Origin of the sequence: Amycolatopsis marina (assembly GCF_900111885.1) — a bacterium.
GTDB lineage: Bacteria > Actinomycetota > Actinomycetes > Mycobacteriales > Pseudonocardiaceae > Amycolatopsis > Amycolatopsis marina.
Genome location: NZ_FOKG01000015.1, coordinates 54,983 through 78,827, shown reverse-complemented (window position 1 = coordinate 78,827; position 23,845 = coordinate 54,983). Strand labels below are relative to the sequence as shown.

General features: G+C 71.8%; 19 protein-coding genes. 13 read left to right on the top strand and 6 right to left on the bottom strand.

The features are described 5' to 3' along the window. Positions 1-37: 37 nt before the first annotated feature. A complete protein-coding gene (locus tag BM199_RS23100; RefSeq protein ID WP_091675406.1) occupies positions 38-883 on the top strand; it encodes a sigma-70 family RNA polymerase sigma factor in 846 nt (281 codons plus the stop codon). Between the two features lie 173 nt (positions 884-1,056). Here BM199_RS23100 and BM199_RS23095 read toward each other — a convergent pair whose 3' ends face one another. Further along, entirely contained in the window at positions 1,057-2,193 is a 1,137-nt protein-coding gene (locus tag BM199_RS23095; protein ID WP_091675405.1) for a DNA glycosylase AlkZ-like family protein, read from the bottom strand. A gap of 88 nt (positions 2,194-2,281) precedes the next feature. On the opposite strand from BM199_RS23095, the gene BM199_RS23090 reads away from it, so the two are divergent. Further along, complete coding sequence (locus BM199_RS23090) at positions 2,282-3,262, top strand: helix-turn-helix transcriptional regulator (protein ID WP_091675404.1); 981 nt, start codon at positions 2,282-2,284, stop codon at positions 3,260-3,262. Continuing rightward, the gene (locus BM199_RS23085) at positions 3,255-4,076 is read left to right on the top strand and encodes a uroporphyrinogen-III synthase (RefSeq protein WP_091675403.1); all 822 of its coding nucleotides are present in this window, start codon (positions 3,255-3,257) and stop codon (positions 4,074-4,076) included. Before BM199_RS23090 ends, BM199_RS23085 begins: the two co-directional genes overlap by 8 nt. 13 nt (positions 4,077-4,089) lie before the next feature. Here BM199_RS23085 and BM199_RS23080 read toward each other — a convergent pair whose 3' ends face one another. Both BM199_RS23080 and BM199_RS23075 read right to left on the bottom strand, forming a co-directional pair. Beyond that, a complete protein-coding gene (locus BM199_RS23080) occupies positions 4,090-4,956 on the bottom strand; it encodes a siderophore-interacting protein (RefSeq protein WP_091675402.1) in 867 nt (288 codons plus the stop codon). Between the two features lie 33 nt (positions 4,957-4,989). Next, complete coding sequence (locus BM199_RS23075; RefSeq protein WP_091675401.1) at positions 4,990-5,286, bottom strand: MGMT family protein; 297 nt, start codon at positions 5,284-5,286, stop codon at positions 4,990-4,992. 177 nt (positions 5,287-5,463) lie between these two features. Here BM199_RS23075 and BM199_RS23070 point away from each other — a divergent pair, with 177 nt between their 5' ends. From BM199_RS23070 to BM199_RS23055, 4 genes are all read left to right on the top strand, one after another. After that, a complete protein-coding gene (locus BM199_RS23070) occupies positions 5,464-8,655 on the top strand; it encodes an ATP-dependent helicase (RefSeq protein ID WP_245788571.1) in 3,192 nt (1,063 codons plus the stop codon). Beyond that, positions 8,652-11,966: an ATP-dependent helicase gene (locus tag BM199_RS23065; RefSeq protein WP_091675399.1), complete on the top strand. Its 3,315-nt coding sequence runs from the start codon at positions 8,652-8,654 to the stop codon at positions 11,964-11,966. The genes BM199_RS23070 and BM199_RS23065 overlap by 4 nt, the downstream gene beginning before the upstream one ends. 130 nt (positions 11,967-12,096) lie before the next feature. Continuing rightward, positions 12,097-13,182 (top strand): potassium channel family protein, encoded by a 1,086-nt coding sequence (locus tag BM199_RS23060; protein ID WP_091675398.1) that lies wholly within the window; start codon positions 12,097-12,099, stop codon positions 13,180-13,182. A 254-nt stretch (positions 13,183-13,436) separates the two neighbouring features. Then, complete coding sequence (locus BM199_RS23055) at positions 13,437-13,907, top strand: hypothetical protein (protein ID WP_245788569.1); 471 nt, start codon at positions 13,437-13,439, stop codon at positions 13,905-13,907. On the opposite strand, the gene BM199_RS23050 is transcribed toward BM199_RS23055, so the two are convergent. Next, positions 13,900-14,808: a PRC-barrel domain containing protein gene (locus BM199_RS23050; RefSeq protein WP_143101894.1), complete on the bottom strand. Its 909-nt coding sequence runs from the start codon at positions 14,806-14,808 to the stop codon at positions 13,900-13,902. The two genes, BM199_RS23055 and BM199_RS23050, sit on opposite strands and share 8 nt — an antisense overlap. A 104-nt stretch (positions 14,809-14,912) precedes the next feature. Beyond that, positions 14,913-16,064 (bottom strand): neutral zinc metallopeptidase, encoded by a 1,152-nt coding sequence (locus BM199_RS23045; protein ID WP_425425576.1) that lies wholly within the window; start codon positions 16,062-16,064, stop codon positions 14,913-14,915. Between the two features lie 318 nt (positions 16,065-16,382). Between BM199_RS23045 and BM199_RS23040 the strand changes: the two genes are divergently transcribed. Genes BM199_RS23040 through BM199_RS23020 form a run of 5 tightly spaced genes read left to right on the top strand, consistent with a single transcriptional unit; the run spans position 16,383 to position 21,502 of the window. Then, entirely contained in the window at positions 16,383-17,390 is a 1,008-nt protein-coding gene (locus BM199_RS23040) for a YciC family protein (protein ID WP_091675394.1), read from the top strand. Positions 17,391-17,393: 3 nt separating this feature from the next. Further along, complete coding sequence (locus BM199_RS23035; protein ID WP_091675393.1) at positions 17,394-18,026, top strand: DUF4129 domain-containing protein; 633 nt, start codon at positions 17,394-17,396, stop codon at positions 18,024-18,026. Next, complete coding sequence (locus BM199_RS23030; RefSeq protein WP_091675392.1) at positions 18,023-19,174, top strand: DUF4350 domain-containing protein; 1,152 nt, start codon at positions 18,023-18,025, stop codon at positions 19,172-19,174. The genes BM199_RS23035 and BM199_RS23030 overlap by 4 nt, the downstream gene beginning before the upstream one ends. 52 nt (positions 19,175-19,226) lie before the next feature. Then, complete coding sequence (locus tag BM199_RS23025; RefSeq protein WP_091675489.1) at positions 19,227-20,183, top strand: AAA family ATPase; 957 nt, start codon at positions 19,227-19,229, stop codon at positions 20,181-20,183. A 14-nt stretch (positions 20,184-20,197) separates the two neighbouring features. Then, positions 20,198-21,502, top strand: coding sequence for a DUF58 domain-containing protein (locus BM199_RS23020; RefSeq protein ID WP_091675391.1), 1,305 nt, complete (start codon positions 20,198-20,200; stop codon positions 21,500-21,502). Positions 21,503-21,700: 198 nt separating this feature from the next. Here BM199_RS23020 and BM199_RS23015 read toward each other — a convergent pair whose 3' ends face one another. Next, on the bottom strand, positions 21,701-22,708 hold the full coding sequence (locus BM199_RS23015; RefSeq protein WP_091675390.1) for a stage II sporulation protein M: 1,008 nt from the start codon (positions 22,706-22,708) through the stop codon (positions 21,701-21,703). A 217-nt stretch (positions 22,709-22,925) separates the two neighbouring features. Between BM199_RS23015 and BM199_RS23010 the strand changes: the two genes are divergently transcribed. Next, on the top strand, positions 22,926-23,816 hold the full coding sequence (locus BM199_RS23010) for an RDD family protein (protein WP_091675389.1): 891 nt from the start codon (positions 22,926-22,928) through the stop codon (positions 23,814-23,816). Positions 23,817-23,845: the final 29 nt, after the last annotated feature.

Genomic DNA, 23,845 nt, shown 5'->3' with positions numbered 1-23,845 from the left:
TCCTGACGTCTCGCACACGAGAAAGGTGACATCATCGGTGGAATCGATCGAGGAGTTCGAGGCAGCGCGCCCCCGGCTGCTGTCCCTTGCGCACCGGATGCTCGGGTCGGTGCACGACGCCGAGGACGCCGTGCAGACGGCGTGGCTGCGCACGCGGACCGCAGGCGAGCGGATTGACAACCCCGTCGGCTGGTTCACCACGGTCACGACGCGGGTGTGCCTCGACCAGTTGCGCGCCCGGCACCGGCGCGGCGAGGTGCCGCTGCTCGCTGACGCGATCCCCGCCGCCCAGATCGCTGCCGACGAAGACTTCATCCGCAGTGAAGACGTGTCGCGCGCACTGCTGGTGTTGCTCGAGCAACTGCCACCGCGGCAGCGCGTCTCCTACGTGCTGCACGACCTGTTCGCCGTCCCGTTCGCCCAGGTCGCGGCCATTCTCGACACCACACCGGCCAACGCGAAGAAGCTGGCCAGTAGAGGCAGGGCGCGGACGCACCAGGTCGCGGACCAACTCGACGCGGGTGGCGACGAGTCACAGCATCGTGAGGTCGTGACCGCCTTTCTCGACGCGGCGCGCGGCGGAGATCTGCGACGGATGATCACGCTGATGGCACCGGGCTGTGTGCGTACCGTCGACGTCGAACTCCTGCCGCCCGGAGTCGCGCCGACGGTGGTCGGCGCGGTCGCGGTCGCGGAAGAAACCCGGCTGTTCGCGGACCGCATCCACGCCAGCACGACGCTGCGGCTCAACGGGCGGACGGTCGACGTCATCGCGCCCGGCGGCCATCCCCTCGCAGCCGTCGTCGTGGCGACGGCCGGCCCCCGTGTCGCCGCGATCACCATCACCCGCATCCGCGGCACCGACCTGCTCACCGCGGCGTGACGTCGCCGCCCCCAGCCGCACTTTCCCGGGAAAGTGCGGCCAAGGAGTGGCTACGGGGCAGGTCACAGCCTTGCCCAGTCGCACTTTCCCGGGAAAGTGCGATGCGTGCATGCGCAAGTACCGCACTTTCCCGGGAAAGTGCCGTTTCGGTTGGGCCCGGTTTCCTGACGCGTCTAGGCCCAGTCCACCGCGGCCTCGCTGTATCCCCGGACGGCCGCCACGCGTTCGGCCTCGTTCTCGGTGCGCTCGCGGACCGGTCGGGGAAGGTTCCAGAACGGCGACACGGTGATACGCAAACGTTTGCCTGACGTCTTTGCCCGCCATGTGCCCGCCAGTTCACCGTCGGCGAGCACCGCGCCGGGGTTGCCGAGAATCTTCCAGATCTCCTTGTGCTGCGCCTTGTCCGGCACGAGCGTCAGCCGGTCGCGGCCCTGCAGCAGCGGATCCGACGGCGGCAGTAGCCGGACCACAGCAGGCTCGGGCGGGTTCTCCAGCAGCGACAGCCGGTCGGCGGGCAGAAACGCGTTCCGGCTGTCGAAGCTGACCTCCGCGAGCCCGTCGGGCCAGACCGGGGCAAGGCACTTTCTGGTGGTTCCGACGAAACCAGCCGCCTCACCCGCTGTCGCGGGCCCGTGCAGGGACAGGTACGCGACGACGATCGTGGTGGCGGCATCCATGTCCGGATCACCGGTGACCGGCTGCCTGTCCTCGAGCGGGGCGAGCGTCGCCGGTGCCGCGCCGGCGACCAGCCGGACGCCGCCGATCGGCGCCGCGAGGCGCATGAGCTGCTCCAGCACGTGGGTGCTGCCACAGGGGCGGCACCACACGGACAGTCCGGCAGGCACGAGGCCGGTGACGATCGTGCTGGCCGCGCCCTTGGTCATCGGCCGGTCGACGGCCTCGCGGATCGCTTTCGCCGTGGTGAGCAGCGCCTCCTTCGGCGGCATCCCGGCAGCGGCGACCGTGCGCCGCTGCCAGCCCATCCGGGCCTGCGCGTCCGCGTCGTCCAGCGGCACCAGGGCGCTGGCAAGGCCCGCGAGATCCGCCTTCCGGTGCCAATGCGGTGCACCCCGGTGTGACCAGGCGAGGCCGAACCGGGGATCGTCGGCCAGGGCTACGGCACTGACGGCACTGACGGCATTGACGGCACCACTGACCCTCGCCGCCATCGCGAGTGCGCCCGAGTCTCGCTGGTTGTCCTGTATCCCGAGATCCAGCACGGCGAGTCCGGCCGGATCAGCGGCCTCGCGATGCAGTCCCTGCGCGGCGATCCGGTAGGCCAGTACCTGCTTGCGGTCCACGCTGAGCACGCCGTGTCTCCTGTCCACTTCCGTTTCGCGCCCAGTCTGCACCTGAAACCTGTCACCCGCTGTCAGTTTTCCGAGCTAGTCTGACGCCATGCGTGCGAGCAGGCTGCTCTCGGAGCTGCTGTTGCTGCAGAACCGGGGCCGGATGACGGCGACCGAACTGGCGGCGGAGCTCGAGGTGTCGGTTCGCACCGTGTATCGCGACATCGAGGCGCTCTCCGCATCCGGCGTGCCGGTGTACGCCGACCGGGGCAGGGCAGGCGGGTACCAGCTCGTCGACGGCTACCGCACGCGGCTGACCGGGCTGACCGAGGAGGAGGCGCAGTCGCTGTCGCTGGCCGGACTGCCGATCGCGGCCGCCGAACTGGGTCTCGGCACCGTGCTCGCCGCCGCGCAACTGAAGTTGTACGCCGCGCTGCCGGCCGAGTTGCGTGACCGGGCTGGCACCGTCGCGCAGCGCTTCCACCTGGATGTCCCCGGCTGGCATCGGGGGATCGAGAGCCCGCCCCGGCTCGGTGAGCTGGCCGAGTCCGTGTGGCACTCCCAGCGGATCAGGGTGCGCTATCGGCGGTGGGGCGACCAGGAGGCGCGGCGCACGCTCGAACCGCTCGGCCTTGTCCTGAAGGCGGGCAACTGGTACCTCGCCGCGCGTGCCGCGGGGGGCGGCGAGCCGGGCGTGCGCACCTACCGGGTGTCGCGGATCGTCGATCTCACGGTGCTCGACGAGCGGTTCGAGCGGCCGGCCGACTTCGATCTCACCGAGTACTGGCGGGAGTGGTCCGCCGAGTTCGAGCAACGGCTCTACCCGCGGATCGCGGTGGTCCGGATGTCCGCCATGGCCCGCGACCTCGTACCGTTCTACTGCGGGGCAGTCGGCGTGGGGGCAGTGCACGCGGCCGGGAGAGCGCCGGACGAGAACGGGTGGTTACGCGTGGAGTTGCCGGTGGAGTCCACGGTCGCCGCGGTGGGCCAGTTGCTGAGGTTCGGCGCGGAGATCGAGGTGCTGGAGCCCGAGGACCTGCGGGCACAGGTCGCGGACGCTATCCGGCGATCGGCGGCGCTGTATGGGTGAGCTCGCAGCACTGGCCGGCGTCACCATCGGGATCACCGCGGAACGCAGGGCCGAGGAGTTCATCGGGGCACTACGCAGGCACGGCGCCACCGTGCTGCACGCCCCGACCATCCGGATCGTGCCACTCGCCGACGACGAGCAGCTGCGCGGCGCCACCGAGCACGTGCTGGCTGGACCGGTGGATCTCGTGGCCGTCACCACCGGCGCGGGATTCCGCGGTTGGATCGACGCGGCGCGCGGCTGGGACATGGCCGATCGGCTGCTGGAAGCGCTCGGGCAGGCTCGCATCCTGGTCCGCGGGCCGAAAGCCATGGGAGCGGTGCGCGGGGCCGGATTGACCGAGCACTGGTCGGCGCCGGGGGAGAGCAACCGGGAACTGTTCGACCAGGTGCTCGCCGAGGGAGTCGCCGGGCGCAGGGTGGTCGCGCAGCTGCACGGCACCGCGCTGCCCGAGTTCACCGGCGAACTGCGCGAAGCGGGTGCCGAGCTGCTGCAGGTGCAGCCCTACCGCTGGCAGTGGCCGCAGGACCTGGCTCCCGCACACGAGCTGATCGACGGTGTGCTGTCGGGCGAGGTGCGGGCGCTGGCCTTCACCAGCGCGCCGGCCACCGCCAACCTGCTGACCCTGGCGCGCGACGGCGGCCGATTCACCGACTTCCGTGCTGCGCTCGGTGATCCGGCCCGAGTCCTGTGCGCCTGTGTCGGACCGGTGACCGCCGCGCCGTTGACCGAACTCGGTGTGCCCACGGTGCAGCCCGAACGTCAGCGCCTCGGCGCGCTGGTCAAACTGCTGGTCGCCGAACTCAGCCGGTAGCGGGGGAGTTCGGTCAGAATTCCTCCTCGGCGACCTCGCCCGCGTCGATCTTGCGCATGCTCTCCCTGCCCTGGTCGTCCTCGGAGACGCCACGGCGCCAGTAGCCGGTGAACGTGACCGCCCGCCTGTCCACGCCGCGCTCGCGCACCAGATGCCGCCTGACGTGCTTCACCAGGCTCGCCTCCCCGGCGACCCAGGCGTACGCGGGTCCCTGCGGGAAAGCCGCCGCGCGTACCGCCTCCAGTACCGCGGCCCCGTGCTCCGCCGTTCCGCGATGCACCCAGGTGATGTCGATGTCGGCGTGGCTGCGCAGCCGGAGCTCGGCCGTCGGGCCGGTGACCTCGGCGAACACCCGGGCGCGTTCCCCCTGTGGCAGGGCGTCGAGGATCGCGCCGATCGCGGGCAGCGCCGACTCGTCACCGACGAGCAGCTGCCAGCGCGTGTCCCGCGGGACCGAGTACAAGCCGTGCGGCCCGAGGAAGGCCACCTCGTCGCCGGGGGCCGCGGACCGCGCCCAGTTCGACGCGGGGCCCGCGTCCGGGTGCAGGACGAAGTCGATGTCGAGTTCGCCGAGTTCCTGCCGGAGTGCGCGGATCGTGTAGGTGCGCATCGGCGGGCGCACCTCGTCGGGCATCGCGAGGTATCTGCGGTACCAGGAGACCACCTCGTCCTCGGCGGCGAGAGGCGGCGGCAACTGGGGGCGCGCCTGGCCTTCCAGCGGCAGGAACAGCTTGATGTACTGGTCGGGAGCGGCCCCGCGAACGTCGTGGAGGTCCGCCCCGCTGAAGCGGATCCGGAGCATGTGCGGTGTCAGCCGTTCCACGCCTGCCACCTGCATCACGCGGTACGCCAGTGTTGTGTCCTGTGCTGTCGCCGTCATGGAACCCCTCAGCTTCGACCCTATTAGGGCAGCCTAACTTGCCTTCGGGTCCCAGCGGTAGGTGCGCAGGTTCACCTTTTCCCCGTCGGCGAGCACGCCCTCGGCGCGCAGCAACTCAAGCTGCTCGCGGGCGAGGTGCGGGGCGGGAGTCCCGTTGGCGCGCAGGATCCGGTGCCATGGCACGTCCTGTCCGTCCTCGGAGAGGATGCGCCCCACCAACCTGGGGGAGGGGGCACCCGCCAGCGCGGCGATGTCGCCATAGGTGGCCACCGTGCCCGCGGGCACGGACGCGATCAGCTCGCGCACCCGCTCGTGCAACTGCTCGTCCATGTGCCCATGTTGCCCGGGAAGTTCCCCAATGCGGCATTGGGGACGCTCAACGTCCCGAATGCCACATTGAGGAACTCCAACGTCCCCAAAGCGGCATTGGGGGCATGGCGGTCGTCGGCTGTGTCGGTGCGACGTGATTCCATCGCATATGTGAGCAACCGCGGCAGGAGTGCGCAGGTGGGTGCGCGCCTGGTTCGCCCGGCCGCCGCGCCGGACGAGCCGCGCGTCTGGGACGACGACGCCCGCCGCCTGATCGACGAGCCCGCCGGGTTCGTGCGGCTGCTCGGTGGGCCCGGCACGGGCAAGACCACGCTGCTCGCCGAGATCGCCGCAGGACGGGTGCGGTCGGGGGACGCCGATCCGGAACGGGTGCTCGTCCTCACCGCCTCGCGCAGGGCGGCCGAATCCCTGCGTTCCGACATCACCCGCAAGCTCACCGCCGCGGGTGGGCCCGAGCCGCGCACCGTGCGCGAGCCGCTGGTCCGCACCGTGCACTCCTATGCCTTCGCCGTCCTGCGGCTGCAGGCCGCCGCCGATGGCCTGCCGCCGCCCCGGCTGTTGTCCGGGCCGGAGCAGGACGTCGTCGTGCGCGAGCTGCTCGCGGGCGATCTCGCCGCGGGCGCTGCCGATTGGCCCGAGCGGCTGCGTCCCGCACTTGCCGTCCCCGGATTCGCCGAGGAACTGCGCGACCTGCTCCTGCGCGCCGCCGAGCGCGGGCTCGGCCCCGAGGACCTGGTCAAGCTCGGGCACAACCGGGGGCACGAGGAGTGGATCGCCGCGGGAATCTTCTGGCGGCAGTACGAGGAGGTCACCCTTCTGCAGGGTGCCGGAGGCAACGCGCTGGGCCAGCCGGGTGCGCCCGCGCTGGACGCCGCGGAACTGGTGTCGTCCGCGCTGGTCGCACTGGAGTCCGATCCCGATCTGCTCGCCAGGGAGCAGGGCAGGATCCGCCACCTGCTCGTCGACGACGCCCAGCACCTGGATCCACTGCAGTTTCGCCTGGTACGCAGGCTTGGCGGGGGTGCGGCGGATCTCGTGCTCGCCGGTGACCCCGACCAGTCCGTGTTCTCCTTCAGGGGCGCCGACCCCACCCTGTTCGCCGACGCCGACCCGAACGGCGAGCGCACACTCACGCTGCGGCGGGCGCACCGGATGGCCCCCGCCGTGCACGACACGATCGCCGGCATCGCGGGCCAGCTCACCGGCGGGGGCAGGCATCGATCGATGCTGCCCGGAGCCCAGGCGGGGTCCGGTTCCGTGCGGACGAGGTTGCTGCCCACGCCCGCGGCCGAGGCCAGCTGGGTGGCCGATCAACTGCGCCGTGCGCACCTGATCGACGAGGTGCCGTGGTCGGAGATGGCGGTGCTGGTGCGCTCACCGACCCGTTCGTTCCCGGTCCTGCAACGGGCGCTGCGAGCTTCTGGAGTGCCGATCGCGACCGCCGCGGACGAGCTGCCGCTGGCCAGGCAGCCAGGGGTGCGCCCGCTGCTGACCGTGCTGCGCCTCGGCGCGGATCCCGACCTGCTCGACGCCGACATCGCCGAGCAACTGCTGTCCTCGCCGCTTGGCGGGGCTGATCCGCTCGCGCTGCGCAGGCTGCGCCGCGGTCTGCGCAGGCTCGAACTCGCGGCGGGCGGTGAGCGTTCGAGCGACGAACTGCTGATCGAGGCACTGCGGGGGAACGACGTGCTGGCCGGCCTCGCCGAGTCGGAGGCGGCACCGATACGGCGTGTGGGTGGCCTGCTGGCCATGGCCCGCGCCGGGGTGCGCCGCGGCGACGGGGTGGAACAGGTGCTCTGGGAGGTGTGGCAGGCCAGTGGGCTGGAACGGCGGCTGCTGCGTCTCGCGGGCAGGGGCGGGTCCCTCGGGATGCAGGCCGACCGGGACCTCGACGCGGTCGTGGCGCTGTTCCATGCCGCCGGTCACTATGTCGACAGGTTGCCGAAGGCGAGTGTCGCCGGGTTCGCCGAGTACCTCAGTTCACAGCAGATCGCGGGGGACAGCCTCGCGCCTGTCGCCGCGCGGGGCGAGGGCGTCTCGCTGCTGACAGCACACGGTTCCGTCGGACGCGAGTGGGGTCTCGTCGCGGTCGTCGGAGTGCAGGAGGGCAGCTGGCCCGACCTCCGGCTGCGCGGATCGCTGCTGGGCGTCGAGCGGCTGGTCGACCTGTTGTCCGGAGTGGACTCCGAGTCCGTCTCGGCGACCGCGCCGCTGCTCGCCGAGGAACGGCGGCTGTTCTACCTCGCCGCGAGCCGTGCCAGGCACACCCTGATCGTCAGCGCCGTGCAGGGCGAGGACGAGCAGCCCTCGCGCTTCGTCGACGAGCACGACGACTCCGACGACGAGCAGCGGGCCGACGTGCGTGGCCGGGGCACCGAGCGCTCGCTGGTGCTGGCCGAGCTGGTGGGGGAACTGCGGGGGGTGGTCTGCGACAGCGAGGTCGAGCCGGGCAGGCGTGCGCTAGCCGCCCGGCAGCTGGCGAGGCTGGCCTCGGCCGGGGTCCCCGGGGCGCATCCCGATTCCTGGTACGGCCTCGGCGGCATCTCCTCGGAGACGCCGCTGTTCGGTCCCGGCGACGTGATCGGCGTTTCCCCGTCCACTGTGGATGTTCTGGCGAGATGTCCGTTGCGCTGGCTGCTCGAACGGCACGGCGGCAGCGATCCCGCCCAGCTGGCCGCGGTCACCGGAACCCTGGTGCACGCCCTGGCGCAGGCCGCGGCGAGCGGGGCCGACGACGAGCAGTTGCGCGCCGCGCTGGACGACGCGTGGAGCAGGGTGGATGCCGGAGCACCATGGTTCTCCCGCCGCGAGCGCCGGCGGGTGGAGAAGATGGTGCAGAACTTCCTCGCCTGGCTGAAGGGCAGCCGCGCGGAGCTGACACAGCTCGCCGTCGAGCAGGACATCGAGATCGCGCTCCCACCGTCCGGGACGGACTCCGAGGAGCCGAAGATCGTGCTGCGCGGCCGGGTCGACCGGCTGGAGTCCGACCGGCAGGGCAGGCCGGTGATCGTCGACATCAAGACCGGCAAGACGCCGGTGACGGCGGCCGACGCCGAGCAGAACCCGCAGCTGGCCACCTACCAGCTCGCCGCGCTGCTGGGCGCCTTCGCCGACTCCGCCGGGTCCGCCTCAGGTGGGGCGCGGCTCGTCTACGTCGCGAAGTCGAACGCCAAGACCGGTGCGACGCAGCGCGACCAGCCGCCGCTGGACTCCGAGGCGGGACGGCAGTGGCTGGAGCAGATCCGCGCCGCGGCCACCTCCACCACCGGGCCGGGTTACACGGCGCGGGAGAACTCCGACTGTGAGCGCTGCCCCGGCCGGACCGCCTGTCCGATACGCCCAGAGGGAAGGCAGGTGACCGGGCCGTGACGAAGTCGCTCGTGTCACTCGTTTCGCCCGCGGAGATCGCGCTCGCGCTGGGGCTGCACCCGCCGACGGAGGAGCAGGCCGCGGTGATCGCGGCGCCGGCCGAACCCGCTCTCGTGGTCGCGGGCGCCGGTGCGGGCAAGACCGAGACCATGGCGGCCAGGGTGGTGTGGCTCGTCGCGAACGGGCTGGTGACCCCGGAACGGGTGCTGGGCCTGACCTTCACCCGCAAGGCGGCCCGGCAGCTCGCCGAACGGGTGCGCGCCCGGTTGCGCAGGCTGGCCGGTTCCGGGCTGCTGGAACGGATCGACCCCGGTGGGCAGCGGCGTGCCGCCGTGCTCGCCGGCGAACCCACGGTGCTGACCTACCACGCGTACGCGGGCAGGTTGCTCGGCGAACACGGTCTGCGCCTGCCGGTGCAGCCGGGTGTGCGGCTGCTGTCGGAGACCGCGTCCTGGCAGCTCGCCCATCGCGTGGTGTCCACATGGGACAATGACCTGGAGACCGACAAGGTGCCGGCCACGGTCACGGCCCAACTGCTGGCGCTGGCCGGCGAACTGGGCGAGCACCTGGTCGAGCCGGAGGCGCTGCGGACCTACACCGAGCGCTTCTGCGCCCTCGTCGAGAACGCTCCACGGGCGAAGGGGCAGCGGGCCGATCCGCCGGTGGTGCTGACCGAGATCCTTGCGGCCCAACGGTTCCGGCTCGACCTGCTGCCACTGGTGGACAACTACCAGCGCCGCAAACGCGCGGAGGGCGCGCTGGACTTCGCCGACCAGATGTCGCTGGCCGCCCGGCTGGCCGCGGAGCACCCCGAGGTGCCTGCAGGGGAGCGGGACCGCTACGGCGCGGTGCTGCTGGACGAGTACCAGGACACCGGGCACGCGCAGCGGATACTGCTGCGCGCGCTGTTCGGCGGCAGCGAGGACGGCCCGCTGCCGATCACCGCCGTCGGCGACCCGGCACAGGCCATCTACGGCTGGCGCGGGGCGAGCGCGGCGAACCTGCCCCGGTTCACCACCGACTTTCCCCGCCGCGAGGACGGCGGGCTGGTGCCCGCGCACCGGTACGGGCTGCTCACCAGCTTCCGCAACCCACCCGAGGTCCTCACGCTCGCCAACGGCATCGCCGAACCGCTCAGGGCGGGCGGACTAGGCGTCGAACGGCTGCGGGCCCGCGAGGGAGCAGGTCCGGCCGACATCCGCTGTGCGCTGCTCACCGACGTGCGGGCGGAGCGCGACTGGCTGGCTGACGCGCTGGCGCAGGTCTGGTTCGCCGAGCGGGAGCGCAGCGGCGTCCCGCCGACCGCCGCCGTGCTGGTGCGCAGGCGTGCGGACATGGCACCCATCGCCGCCGCGCTGCGCGAGCGTGGCCTTCCGGTGGAGGTGGTCGGCCTCGGCGGGCTGCTCGACGAACCCGAGGTGGCCGATCTGGTCAGCACACTGCGGGTGCTGGCCGATCCCCTGGCCGGCACCGCGGCAGCGCGGTTGCTGACCGGTGCGCGGTGGCGGATCGGCGCGGCCGACCTCGCCGCCCTGTGGCGGCGGGCGAAGCAGTTGGCCGGCCCCCAGCCTGCGGCGGAGACCAGCAGGCCACTGGAGGATCCCGCGCTCTACGCGGAGCGGGCCGAGCAGACCGGCCTGGTGGACGCGATCGACGACCCGGGTGACGCCGAGCGGTATTCCGCGGATGGTTACCAGCGCATCCGCAGGCTCAGCGGCGAACTCTCCGCGCTGCGGCGGCGCCTGGACCAGTCGCTGCCCGAACTGGTCGCCGACGTCGAGCGGACGATGCTGCTCGACGTCGAGTCCCTGGCCCGGCCGGGCGGTGCGGGCAGGGCACATCTCGACGCGTTCGCCGACGTCGTGAGCGAATACGCCGAAACGGCTCCGACCGGGACATTGTTGTCCTTTTTGGACTACCTGGCCACCGCGTCGCACGCGGAGGACGGCCTCACGCCCGGCGAGGTCGAGGTGGTGCCCGACCGGGTGCAGGTGCTCACCGTGCACTCGGCCAAGGGACTGGAGTGGCGGGTGGTGGCGGTGCCCCACCTGGTAAAGGATGTCTTCCCCGGCAAACGCCGGTCCTCGTCGTGGCTCAAGACGGTCCCGTCCCTGCCCGCCCCCCTGCGCGGGGATTCGCAGGACCTGCCCGAGGTGGGGCTGTACGGCGGGGAGAACCGCAAGGAGGTCGTCGAGACGCTGGCGGAGCACGAGGCCGCGTTCGCCGAGCGGCAGGCCGAGGAGGAGCGCAGGCTCTGCTACGTCGCGCTGACCCGCTCCGAGAACTGCCTGCTCGCGTCGGGGCACTGGTGGAACGAGACCAGCGCGAAGCCGAAGGGGCCGTCGGACTTCCTCACGGAGATCGCCGCGATCACGGGCGCTGAGACGGCCGGGCACGATGCTGTGGGCACGGTGGGCGAGTGGGCGCCGGAGCCGGGGCCGGACGAGGAGAATCCGCTGATCTCCCAGTACCGCACGGCACAGTGGCCCGTGGACCCGCTGGGACCACGCAGGGCCGCCGTGCTGGAGGGCGTCGAGCTGGTCAAGGCGGAGATGGCCGCACTCGCCGAGGCCGAGACCCACACCGACAATGCCGACAGCGCCGCCCCCGCCGCCGACACCGTGGAGATCGAGGACCCCGACGGCTGGATCACCGACACCGACGTGCTGCTCGCCGAGCGGGCGCGGGCGGCGGGCGCGGTCGAGCAGGTGACCCTGCCCGACCGGCTGTCGGTGAGCCAGCTGGTCGAACTCGCAGGGGATCCCGAGGCGCTGGCGCGCAGGCTGCGGCGGCCGCTGCCGATGCCGCCGAACTCCTTCGCCCGGCGGGGTACGGCGTTCCACGGCTGGCTGGAGCGTCGGTTCGGCGCCGACCGGCTGCTGGAGATCGACGATCTGCCCGGCGCCGCCGACACCGGGGCGGCTGGTGACGCCGAACTCGCGGCGTTGCAGCACGCCTTCGAGCGCAGCGAGTGGGCCGTCCGCACCCCGTACGAGGTGGAGGTGCCGTTCTCGACCGATGTGGACGGAGTCACCCTGCGCGGGCGGATGGACGCCGTGTTCGCCGATCCGGACGGCGGGTGGACCGTGGTGGACTGGAAGACCGGCTCGGTGCCCGACGCGGACCGGCTGCCCGCACTGTCGGTGCAGCTCGCGGCGTACCGCCTCGCGTGGGCGGCACTGGCCGGTGTCCCGCTGGAGCGGGTGCGTGCGGCGTTTCACTACGTCCGGTCGGACCGCACGGTGCGCCCGGTGGACCTGCTCGACGCCGACGGCCTGCGGGAGTTGCTGCGCAGCGTCCCGCAGGGGTGAGCGATGTCCCCGGACTGCGGTGCGGGGAAGGTCGACTACGATCCGCCAGCGTGGGTGAAGCCGAGCACAGGCGGCGCGGACAGCGCACTGTGTCAGACGCGTCCAGACGCCAAGTCAGGGGATCAACCAAATGATCAAGGGGCTGAAGCCGTTCCGGATCACTGACCGTCTGACCGATCGGCCGGACCACACTCTGGTCGGCGTCATCAAGATGCCGGTGAACACGGTCAGCCCGATCAAGGCGATCGGCCGCCGGATCATCGGCGCCAGCCTCGCGCTGACCCTGACCGTTCTGATCGTCTACATCGACAGGGACGGCTACCGGGACGCCAACGGTGACGGGCTCACTCTGCTCGACTGCCTGTACTACGCCACGGTGTCGCTCTCGACCACCGGTTACGGGGACATCTCCCCGGTGACCGAGCAGGCGAGGCTCGTGAACGTCCTCATCATCACCCCGTTGCGGGTGCTGTTCCTGATCGTGCTGGTCGGGACGACACTGGAAGTGCTCACGGAGCGCTCCCGGCAGGCGTTCCGGATCCAGAAATGGAGGTCCAAAGTGCGTGACCACGTCGTGGTCGTCGGATTCGGCACGAAAGGCCGGGCTGCGGTGAAGACACTGCTCGGCGACGAGGTGATGGAGCCCAATCGGATCGTGGTCGTCGACCCCGACCAGCTCGCACTGGACGCGGCCGGCGCGCTCGGGCTCGTCACCGTGCACGGCTCGGCCACCCGGTCGGACGTGCTCAGAGTGGCCGGGGTGCAACGCGCACGGGCCGTGGTGGTCGCGGCCAACCGCGACGACTCCGCGGTGCTGGTCACCCTCACCGCCCGCGAACTCGCGCCGAACGCGCACATCGTGGTGTCGGTGCGGGAGGCCGAGAACGTGCACCTGCTCAAGCAGTCCGGTGCGAACCAGGTGGTGATCTCCAGCGAGACGGCGGGCAGGCTGCTCGGCATCGCCACCTCCACGCCACGGGTGGTGGACATGGTGGAGGACCTGCTCACCCCGGAGTCGGGACTGGCCATCGCCGAACGCGCCGTGGAGGCATCCGAGGCGGGTGGTTCGCCCCGTCATCTGCCCGACACGGTGCTCGGCCTGGTGCGCGGCGGAAACCTGTATCGGGTGGATTCGCCCGAGGCCGACGCCATCGAGCCGGGTGACCGGTTGCTGTACGTCCGCAAAGTCACCCCGACCGAGGACCTCAACCGCTGAAGTTCGTCCGATCGAGGCGTCCCCGGTGGGCCGTTCGGCGAGGGTTGTGCACAACTCGGTTGACGGGGGCCGCCCGGAGCTTGCGAAGGAGGGCCCCCGCTGCGGCATGCTTCTCTCCGCAGTAGGGGCGGCTCGCGGCTGCCGAGTGCAGGTGACACTTGTGCGATAGCCACACTTGCGTCTGTGCACGAGACTCATTTGCATAGGACACGGTGTATCTGTGCTTCATACCGGTGATCTGGAACGATTGACCTGTGCGGCGGCGATCAGTGCGGGGTGGTGAACCCGCTCCGGTGGAGTGGAGGGTGCTCGCCGTTGCCGCGTTCGCCGGGATTCTGGTGCTCGCCGTCGCGTGGTGGATCGGTCCCGACCTGTTCGGCCGTCCGCCTGCCCCGGAACACCGCATCACGCAGGCGACGGTGACGCAGCCCGTGTCCTGCACCGAGGCGGGCGACGGTGAGACGGTGCAGTTCGAGTTCAACGGCGAGACCCGCAGCGGCATCCTGAACGCCTGCGGGCACAGTCAGGACGAACTGTTGGACGTCGCGGTGCCGGTCGACGCCGGCGAGGGCCTGATCGACGTCCGGCTCGCCGCGACGGCACCCGGCCACAGCGACCTGCGGCGGCCGGTCGGCCTCGTGCTGCTGGCGTTGTCCTGCGCGGGCGGCGGGATCTACAGCTACCTCGTTCGTCGTGGACCCCGCCGCAGGGCAGTCCTCATCTGACGTGGGGCGCAGCCGCCCCCCGGTCCTTCACCGACCGCACCGTCAGCCGGCCGAGTGCGAACGCGGCCAGTGTGGTGATCAGAGCGCCGAGCCCGTAGAAGGCGACGAGCTGCTCCAGCGTGCGCATGCCCGCACCGCCGAGCGGCTGCCCGATCGGCGCACCGGCGCCACCGGCGCCCCACAGTTGGCTCACTACGGGTCCGATCACGAACCAGACACCACCCGCCAGGGCCAGCCACGCGCCGAGCCCCCCGGTGAGGCGGTTGGCGCTGGGCGCGAGCAGCAGCCCGCCCAGCATCACCACGACGCCGGGCAGAATGCTCAGCCAGAAGCGGTCGCCGCTGAACACCCACGCCTGGTCGCTGCCGAAGGCCACGTTGAAGTACGGGCCGATGAACGGGATCAGGGCACCCCAGATGCCGAGGGGCACCAGCAGGGTGCCGCTCACCGCACCCCGGCTGCGTTGCATCGACAGGACCGAACGGTGCCGGTGGGCGCCCTCGACATCCCGCTCGGTGTGGTCGACGACCCCGGCAGGCGCGCCCGCGGTGGCGGCGGGGGCCGGGCTCTCGTGGGTGTAGTGCCGCTCGAGGGCGGATTCGGTCTCGGGGGTGAGCTCGTCACCGGTCCCGCCGCTGTCCGGGGGAGCGTTGCGCACCTCGTCCGCGCCGGCCGCGACGTGCAGGCCGTCCGCTTCGGGCTGCGCGCCGTCCAGGGGCACCAGGTGCCGCTTGTGGAAGCGAGAGGTCACCAGGCCCCAGGTCGGCGCTCCGGAACGGCGACCGCGGTAGATGTGGTCGAGTCTGCCGAGCCGCTTGCCGTCCCTGCTGGTCACCGTCTGCCCGGTCAGCGTCCCGACGTCGGAGCCCTCGTCGGGGGCAGGAGTCTGTCCCGTCGTCACAACGATCACCTACTCAGCTCATGGACATGGGCCGTCCATGCCCGTCCTTTTTGCCTGGATACCCGGACGGGTGCGGCCGAAACGGCCACCGGCTTCGGTACCGGTCAGGAGACGTCGGCGCCGCTGGCCGCGAAGGTGTTGCAGTCGACGATGCGGTTGTCCTTCGCGCCCGCGCGCCACCAGGCCGCGTAGTGCGCGTTACTGCCGTGGTCGCGGGTGCCGGAGGTGTCGTCGCCCCGGGTTTCCTGGTCGTCCCACGCCTTGTCGTACATGTCCCTGGAGATCGTGCCGCCCTGGTCGACGTGGGCGCCGAGGAACATGCCCGAGAAGCACTGTGCCTGCAGTTCCTTGCGCCTGGACATCTCGAGGCCCTGCTGGCTGTTCGGGCCCGCCTCGTAGATCTGCTCCCATGCGGCGTCCATCAGGCCGCTGACCTCCTGGACGTGGTGGCCGTACTCGTGGGCGAACAGGGCGAGGTAGACCCCGGGGTTGTCGCCGTACTGGTCGGTCTGCAACCCGGCGAAGGGCACGTACAGGTTGTTCTCGCAGTAGTAGGCGGCCGTGGCGATACCGACCTGGATCGTCCCGCACTCGGTCTGAAAGCTCGGACCGGAGGGGAAGTGCAGGTTGGGCGAGGTGAAGGGCAGGTTGTAGTGCTCGAGGAACGGTCCCCACGCCGCGTCGAGACACTGCCCCGCCGCGGTGAAAAAAACCTGTGCCGACGCGGGGTCGCTGCGCCAGCGGGGGAGGTTGCACGCGCGGTTCTTCAGCCCGGCGTCGGGGTTCTGCAGTATCGGGTGGTCGGCCAGGGTGAAGATCTTCCGCGGACCGGTCTCGCTCGTCGGTGTCGTCCTGGACCGGTGGGTCAGCGGCCCACTGGAACTCGGTGAAGGCTCCGCGCTCGTGGTGGCGCCGCTGCTCGTCTCGGCGGGCGGTTGAGCCGTGGCCTTCGGGTAGTCGCCGTACCCGGTGCCCGCGGCCTGGTCGTCGTCGCCCCCGAGGAGCGACACCACGACGACGGTGCAGAGCACGAGGGTCGCGGCGACGCCGAGGCAGATCGCGATGATCGGACCCCGGGAGCGGGCAGGGCCCGCCGCGGTGTGGACGGGTTGCTGCTGCCACTGACCCTGCTGGCCTTGTGGCCCCGGCTGGGTGCCTGCGTGCTGCCAGTGCCCCTGCGGAGGCGGTTGGCCAGGGCCTCCGCCCTGCCGGGAGCGATCGTCCTGCGGCAACGGCCGGGGTACCGGTGGCGGCAGCGGTCCCTGCGGGCCGCTGGGTCGCCGGTGGTCGGGGCCCGGATACCACGGGCCCTGCGGCGGTTGCGTCATCTCTGCGTTTCCCCGGGTCGTCGGTCTGGCCCGCCGCTGTCGTGCGTCTGAGCGAAGTTGCCGCGCTGAACGGTTCTGCCCGAAGCATAGCCAGCGAGCGGGCCGTTGTGGGCCACACACGGTGATCGGCCCCATGGTCGTGCTGGTCACGGCTTGGTCGAGACAGGGCGTTTCGCGTTGGCCGCTCAGTGGTAGCTCTGCCAGGCTGTCAGCACTTTCCGACGAGCGAGGGCACAGGTTTTTCCGATGAGCAATTCAGGTGGATGGTCGTCGCCGGATCCCCAGCACGGTCCAGGCCGGCAGGGCGGTGGGCAGGTCCCACCCGACCAGGGACTGCCGCCTGCTCCTCCGCCGCCGCCCGATCACGGCAGCCACGGTGGATACGGAGGGCCGATGTCCCCGATGGGGCACGGCAAGCCGGGAGTGATCCCGCTGCGCCCACTGCGAGTCGGAGAGATCCTCGACGGGGCCATCTCGACGATGCGCAAGCACCCGGCACTGATGATCGGTGCGGCCGCGGCGGTGATGGCTGTCGTGCAGTTGCTGAACGCGCTGGTGCTGATGACGCTGCAGGACCAGTTCCAGGCCGTGGAGGCCGGTGCCACGCTGACCGAGGACGAAGCGCTGGACATGCTCGGCGACTTCGCCGGGGCGAGCGGCATCACGGTCGTCGTGACCGTGCTGGCGACCACGTTCCTTTCCGGGTACCTGACCGTGGTCATCGGCAAGGCCGTACTCGGCAGGCCGGTGCGCGCCGGTGAGGTGTGGACCGAGATCCGGCCGTTGCTGCTGCCGCTGCTGGGGCTCACCGTCATTTACACGCTGATCGTCGTGGTCGGGCTCATCCTGCTGATCGTCCCGGGCATCTGGCTGTACGTCCTGTTCGCGCTCGCCACGCCCGCGCTGGTGCTCGAACGCGGCCGCATCTTCACGTCGCTGGGCCGCTCGCGACTGCTCGTGCGCGGCTCGTGGTGGCGCACGTTCGGCATCCTGCTGCTCGCGGCGATCATCGCCGGGGTCATCTCGATGATCATTTCTCTGCCGTTCGAGCTGCTCGGCGACGGCGCCAGCGCGTTCGGCAACAGCACGACCCTCTCCACCACCGGGATCTGGCTCTCGGCCCTCGGCGGGGTCGTCGCGGGCGCGATCACCTACCCGTTCAGCGCGGGGGTCACCGCACTGCTCTACATCGACCAGCGCATGCGCAAGGAAGGCATGGACATCGAGCTGGCGCGCGCGGCGGGCACGGCCTGACCGGTGCTGCTGGCCGAGGTGCCGGTCGATATCGGCCGGGACGCCGCGCGCGAGGCCGCGCGCGCGGAACTGGCCGACCCGGTGTACGCGGAGGCCCGGCCGAGCTGGTTCGACCGGCTGGTCAAATGGGTGCTCGACCGGGTCGGTGAACTGATCGACGGGATGGTCGGCCTGGTCCCCGGCGGTCCGGTGGGACTGGTCGTGCTGGCGCTCGTACTGGTCGCGGTCGCCGTGGCGATCCGGTTGCGGGTCGGCAAACTGGGCAGGGCCAGGCGGAGTGGGGGTGCGCCCATGTTCGAAGGGGACGTCCGCTCCGCGGCCGACCACCGGGCGGGTGCAGAGCGGGCAATGGCGGCGGGTGACATCGGCGAGGCCGTCCGCGAGCGGTTCCGTGCCCTCGTGCGGGGGCTGGAGGAGCGCGGGGTGCTGGACGAGCGGTCCGGCCGGACGGCGGACGAGGCCGCGGTGGACGCGGGACACGCGCTGCCAGCTGCGGCCGACCGGCTGCGCGGGGCGGCAATGCTCTTCGACGACGTGCACTACGGGGGCAGGACCGTGGACTCGGCGGCCTACCAGTGGCTGGCCGACCTCGAGCTGAACATGGCGACAGCCCGGCCCATGGTGGCGGCGCGGTGACGACAACCTCCACGAGCCCGGACGCGGCGGGGATCTGGCGTGCGGTTCGCGCGCCGGTCGTCATCGTCGTGGTGCTGCTGCTCACCGCGTTGATCACCGTGCTGATCGGCGCGGGCGCGGGCGGGGCCCTCGATCCTCGTTCGGCGGAGGAGCCGGGCAGCAGGGCGGTGGCCCGGCTGCTGGAGGCCGAGGGGGTCGGGGTGGAACTCGTGGGAACCGCCGAGCAGGCCCGTGCTCGGCTCGACGGCGACGCGACGTTGCTGATCACCCACCCGAACCGGATCCGCGTCGACGAGCTGCGCGGACTGCGGGAGACGGCGGCGGGACTGGTGCTGCTCGCCCCGGCTGCCGACACGCTGGCGGGCGTGACGGATGCGTTGGCGGTTTCCGGTACCGCCGGGGCCGAGGCCCGCGCTCCCGGCTGTGCGTTCCCCGCGGCCACGGCCGCGGGGCCGCTGACGCTGGGCGGAACTGTCTACCGGGCCATGGGAGGCGGCGGCGAGGCCGACGTCTGCTATCGGCGGGACGAGGCCGGTTCGCTGGCGAGGGTGGCGGACCGGGACGGCGAACTCACCGTGCTGGGCGACACCGCGCCGCTGACCAACGCGCGGCTCGCCGAGGAGGGCAACGCGGCACTGGCCCTCAACCTGCTCGGGCAGCGGCCGACGGTCGTCTGGTACCTGCCCTCGGCGGGCGACACCGCCCTGCGCGCGGGGGAGACCTCGATCTACGACCTGATTCCCGACGCCTGGACATTCGGGGCGGTGCAGGTGGGTGTCGCGGTGCTGCTGCTGGCGCTGTGGCGGGCACGCAGGCTGGGGCCGGTGGTCACCGAACCGCTGCCGGTGGTGGTGCGCGCGGCCGAGACGGTGGAGGGCAGGTCGCGGCTTTACCGGAGGGCCGGTGCTGCCGAGCACGCCGCACAGGCCTTGCGGAAGGCCACCAGGGACAGGGTGTTGCCCACGATCGGGCTCTCGGTAGCCGAAGCGGCGGACCCGGGTGCGGTGACCGAGGCGGTCGCCGCACGCACGGGGCGGGCAACGGGCGAAGTCCGGGCGCTGCTGTACTCGTCCGCGGTGACCGGCGACGCCGAACTGGTGCGCCTCGCGAGCGAGTTGGACGCGCTGGAGCGGGACTGTGCCACGTGAACCGTGATGTACGTCGAAAGATGAGAGAGGTCTGGCAGTGAGCGATCCGGCGATCGATTCCACCGCGGCTCGGCAGGCGCTGATCGCGCTGCGGGCGGAGGTCGGCAAGGCGGTGGTCGGCAACGACGCCGCGGTGACCGGGCTGATCCTCGCGTTGCTGTGCCGGGGGCACGTGCTGGTCGAGGGTGTGCCGGGGGTGGCGAAGACGCTGCTCGTACGGGCGCTGGCCACCGCACTGGACCTGAGGACCACACGGGTGCAGTTCACTCCCGACCTGATGCCGGGGGACGTGACCGGGTCGATCGTCTACGACCCGGGCGCCGCCGAGTTCTCGTTCCGCGAGGGGCCGGTGTTCACCAACCTCCTGCTGGCCGACGAGATCAACCGGACGCCGCCGAAGACCCAGTCGGCGCTGCTGGAGGCCATGGAGGAGCGGCAGGTGACGGTGGATGGCACCGGACGTCCGCTGCCCGATCCGTTCATCGTGATCGCGACACAGAACCCGGTGGAGTACGAGGGCACGTATCCGCTGCCCGAGGCGCAGCTGGACCGGTTCCTGCTCAAACTGACGATGCCCGCGCCGTCCAGGGAGGACGAGATCGGGATTCTGAGCAGGCACGCCGAGGGCTTCGACCCGCGTGATCTCGGTGCGGCCGGTGTCCGGCCGGTCGCGGGGGTCGAACAGCTGGCGGCGGGCAGGGCGGCGGTCGCCGAGGTGGCCATCGGCCCGGAGGTGATCGGCTACGCCGTCGATCTCTGCCGCGCGACCAGGGCGGCGCCGTCGGTGCGGCTCGGGGTGTCGCCGCGTGGTGCGACCGCCCTGCTCGGGGCGGCACGGGCGTGGGCGTGGTTGTCCGGGCGGGGTTACGTCACGCCGGACGATGTGAAGGCACTGGCGCGACCCGCGCTGCGGCACCGGATCGAACTGCGTCCCGAGGCGGAACTCGAGGGCGCGACCGCGGACGGTCTGCTCGAGCGGGTGCTCGCGACCGTGGCCGTGCCGAGGTAACGGGCGGTGCGGGAATGGCACTGACCGGACGCGCCGGGCTGCTCGCCCTGCTGGGGGCGGTGGTGGTCGGGCTGGCTGTGCCGTCCGCGGCCGGAGTGCTGGCCGTGTCCGGCGTCGTGTTGCTTGCCGTGCTGGTGGACCTGCTACTGGCCGGGAGCGTGCGCGGGCTCCGGTTGAGTCGTTCCGGTGACACGACGGTGCGACTCGGGGAGTCTGCCGAGGTGCGGTTGGCGGTGCACAACCCCGGTGGCAGGCCGGTGCGCGGTCTGCTGCGCGACGCGTGGCCGCCGAGCGCGGGCGTGCGGGGGGACCGGCACCCGCTGGCGGTGCCGCCGGGGCAGCGGCAGACGGTCGTGGTGGCGCTGCTGCCGACGCGGCGGGGCGACCGGCGCGCGCATCGGGTCACGGTGCGCTCCGTCGGCCCGCTGGGGCTCGCGGCGCGCCAGGGCTCGCATTCGGTGCCGTGGGCGGTGCGCGTGCTGCCGCCGTTCCACGCCCGCAGGCATCTGCCGGGCAGGCTGGAGCGGCTCAGGGAACTCGACGGCAGGCGCGCGACGCTGATCAGGGGGCAGGGCACCGAGTTCGACTCGCTGCGCGAGTACGTGATCGGTGACGACGTGCGCTCGATCGACTGGCGGGCGACGGCCCGCTCGCCACAGACCATGGTCCGGACCTGGCGCCCGGAACGGGATCGGCATGTGGTGCTGGTGCTCGACACCGGCCGGACCGCCGCGGGCAGGATCGGCGACGGCACCCGGCTCGACACGGCGATGGACGCGGCGCTGCTGCTGGCCGCGGTGGCGTCGCGAGCCGGCGACCAGGTGGACCTGCTCGCCTACGACCGGGCTGTGCGGGCGAGTGTGCAGGGGGTGTCAGCCGCGGAGCTGCTGCCCGCGCTGGTGAACGCGATGGCGCCACTGGAACCGGAGCTGGTCGAGTCCGACGCGCGGGGCATGGTGGGTGAGATTCTGCGGCGGACCCGCAGACGATCACTGGTGGTCCTGCTGACCGGCCTGGATCCCGCGCCGCTCGAGCAGGGACTGCTGCCGGTCCTCGCGCCGCTGACCTCCCGGCACAGGTTGCTGGTGGCCGGGGTGTCCGACCCGAAGGTGACCCGGATGGCGCGCGGCCGGGGAGACGTGGAGGCGGTGTACGCGGCGGCGGCGGCCGAGCGCACGCTCGCCGAGCGGCGGCACGCGATCGCGTTGTTGTCCCGGCAGGGCGGCGGCGCGGTCGAGGTGGTCGATGCCACGCCGGGCGAACTGCCACCCGCGCTGACCGACCGGTATCTCGACCTCAAGGCCGCGGGCCGGTTGTAGCCGTCCGCGCGAGTTCCCGTCCGTGAGTCCCGTCCGTGAGTCCCGGGACTCAGCCCCGCACTTTCCCGGGAAAGTGCGGCTGTTGCGCGCACACGTATCGCACTTTCCCGGGAAAGTGCGGTGGGGTAAGCCCGTGACCAGGGGCGGGACTTTTCACCCTCGCACTTTCCCGGGAAAGTGCGAGTTGGGTATCGGGACTCAGCCGGATGTGGGTGCGAGGTCTCCTGCTTGTTCTGCGGTGAGGTCGCCCGTTTCGCCCGCATGGGCGGCGCGCCGGCCGAGGACGAAGACGTACGTGAGGAACGCCGCCTCGGCAAGCACACCGATGCCGATCCTGCCCCAGGTCGGTAGTCCCGACGGGGTCACGAACGCCTCGATCACCCCGGACACCAGCAGCACGCCGGCCAGGCCCAGCGCGATCGCCACCACCGCGCGGCCCTCACGCGCCAGCGCCGCCGTGCGTGTGTGCGGGCCGGGGTCGATGACCGTCCAGCCCAGCCGCAGACCCGCTCCCGCCGCGACGAACACCGCCGTCAGCTCCAGCAGCCCGTGCGGGACGATCAGGCCGAAGAACACGTCCAACCGGTCGGCGTCAGCCATCAGGCCCGCCGAGACCCCCAGGTTGAGCGCGTTGCTCCAGAGGATGAAGACCACCGGCAGGCACAGCAGCACCCCGAGTACCAGCGCGCCGGCCGCCACCCACGCATTGTTGGTCCACACCTGTGCCGCGAAGGACGCGGCGGGCTCGCTGGAGTAGTAGGACTCGAAGTCGCCCCCCGGCGCGGTGAGCTGCCGGATCTGCTCCGGCGCGACGATCGCGGTCTGCACCTCCGGGTTCTGCGCGATCCACGCCGCGAGCACCCCGCCGACCAGGACGAACGCCGCCGAGCTCGCCAGCCACCACCGCCTGCTCAGGTAGACCGCCGCCGGGAACCTCCGCGAGAAGAACAGGCCGATTTCCCGCCACGCCGGGCTGTGCGTCCCCGCCACAGCGGATCGTGCCCGTGCCACCAGCGACGACAGCCGCGCCAGCAGCGCCGGATCCGGTGCCGCCGACCGCGCTGTCGACAGATGTGTCGCCGTCCGCTGGTAGAGGTGCACGAGTTCGTCGGCCTCGGGGCCGCTCAGCCGTCCGCTGCGGCGGATCAGCGCGGCCAGCCGGTCCCATTCGGCACCGTGCGCGGCGACGAAAAGATCGACGTCCACTCCGGTACCGGGTCCTCTCCTCGGGCCGGCCCAGAGGGGCCGGGCATGGGCATCCGCCTGCCAGAACGAGGCTTGCGCAAATAAGTGTCGTGCACACACGCGGGTTCGGCTGTCGTGCGCATGTTACTTGCACCCGGCCGCAGCGGGGGCCCTCCTCCGCAAGCTCCGGGCAGCCCCCGTCCACCGAGTTGTGCATGACCCTCAATACATTCTTCACATGCAGGCAGAGTCCGATCTGGTCACCGGCGACGCCGTCGTCCTGGAACTGCGGCTGGCCCAGTTGGCCAGTCGCAGCGTCGCGTTCGCCCTCGACGTGCTGGTTCAGGCGGCGTTGTTGCTGCTCGCGCTCCTGCTGCTCGCCGGGGTCGGCGATGTCGACGGAGCACTGCTCGGCGCGATCATGCTGACCCTCGCCGTGCTGGTGCTGGTCGGGTACCCGGCGACCGCGGAGACCCTGAGCCATGGTCGGACACTGGGCAAACTCGCGATGGGTCTGCGCACGGTCCGGGACGACGGCGGGCCGATCCGCTTCCGGCACGCGCTGACGAGGGCCCTTGCCGGGTTCTTCGTCGACTTCTGGGCCCTTGGCTTCCTCGGCACGGTCGCGATGACCGTGTCGCTGTGCTCGGCGAAGGGCAAACGGGTCGGCGACTTCCTCGCGGGCACCGTCGTCATCAGGGAACGCGCTCCCGAGGACCTCGCCGTCACCACCGCCACCATCGCGATGCCTCCCTCGCTCGCCGACTGGGCCGCCCGGCTCGACCTGTCGAACCTGCCGGACGATCTCGCGCTCGCCGGGCGCCAGTACCTCGGCCGCTACGGCACGCTCGGCGAGGCCGCCCGCGAACAGCTCGGGCACCGGCTCGCCGGGGAGGTTGCCGAGCGCATCGGCGCACCCGTGCCGGCCTGGGTCCCGCCGTGGGCGTATCTGTCCGCGGTGCTGGCCGAGCGGCGCAACCGCGAGTACGCCGGGCGCTACGGTCAACCGCCCGCGCAGCACGCTCCGCCACCGCAACAGAGCCAGCCACCGCCACAGAGCCAGCCACCAGCGGCGCCCCCCGCGGCCCCGACGCAGGACACCGACAACCCCTTCACCCCACCCGGCTGAGCGCGTCCCGGACGCGTTGCGCTGCCGGT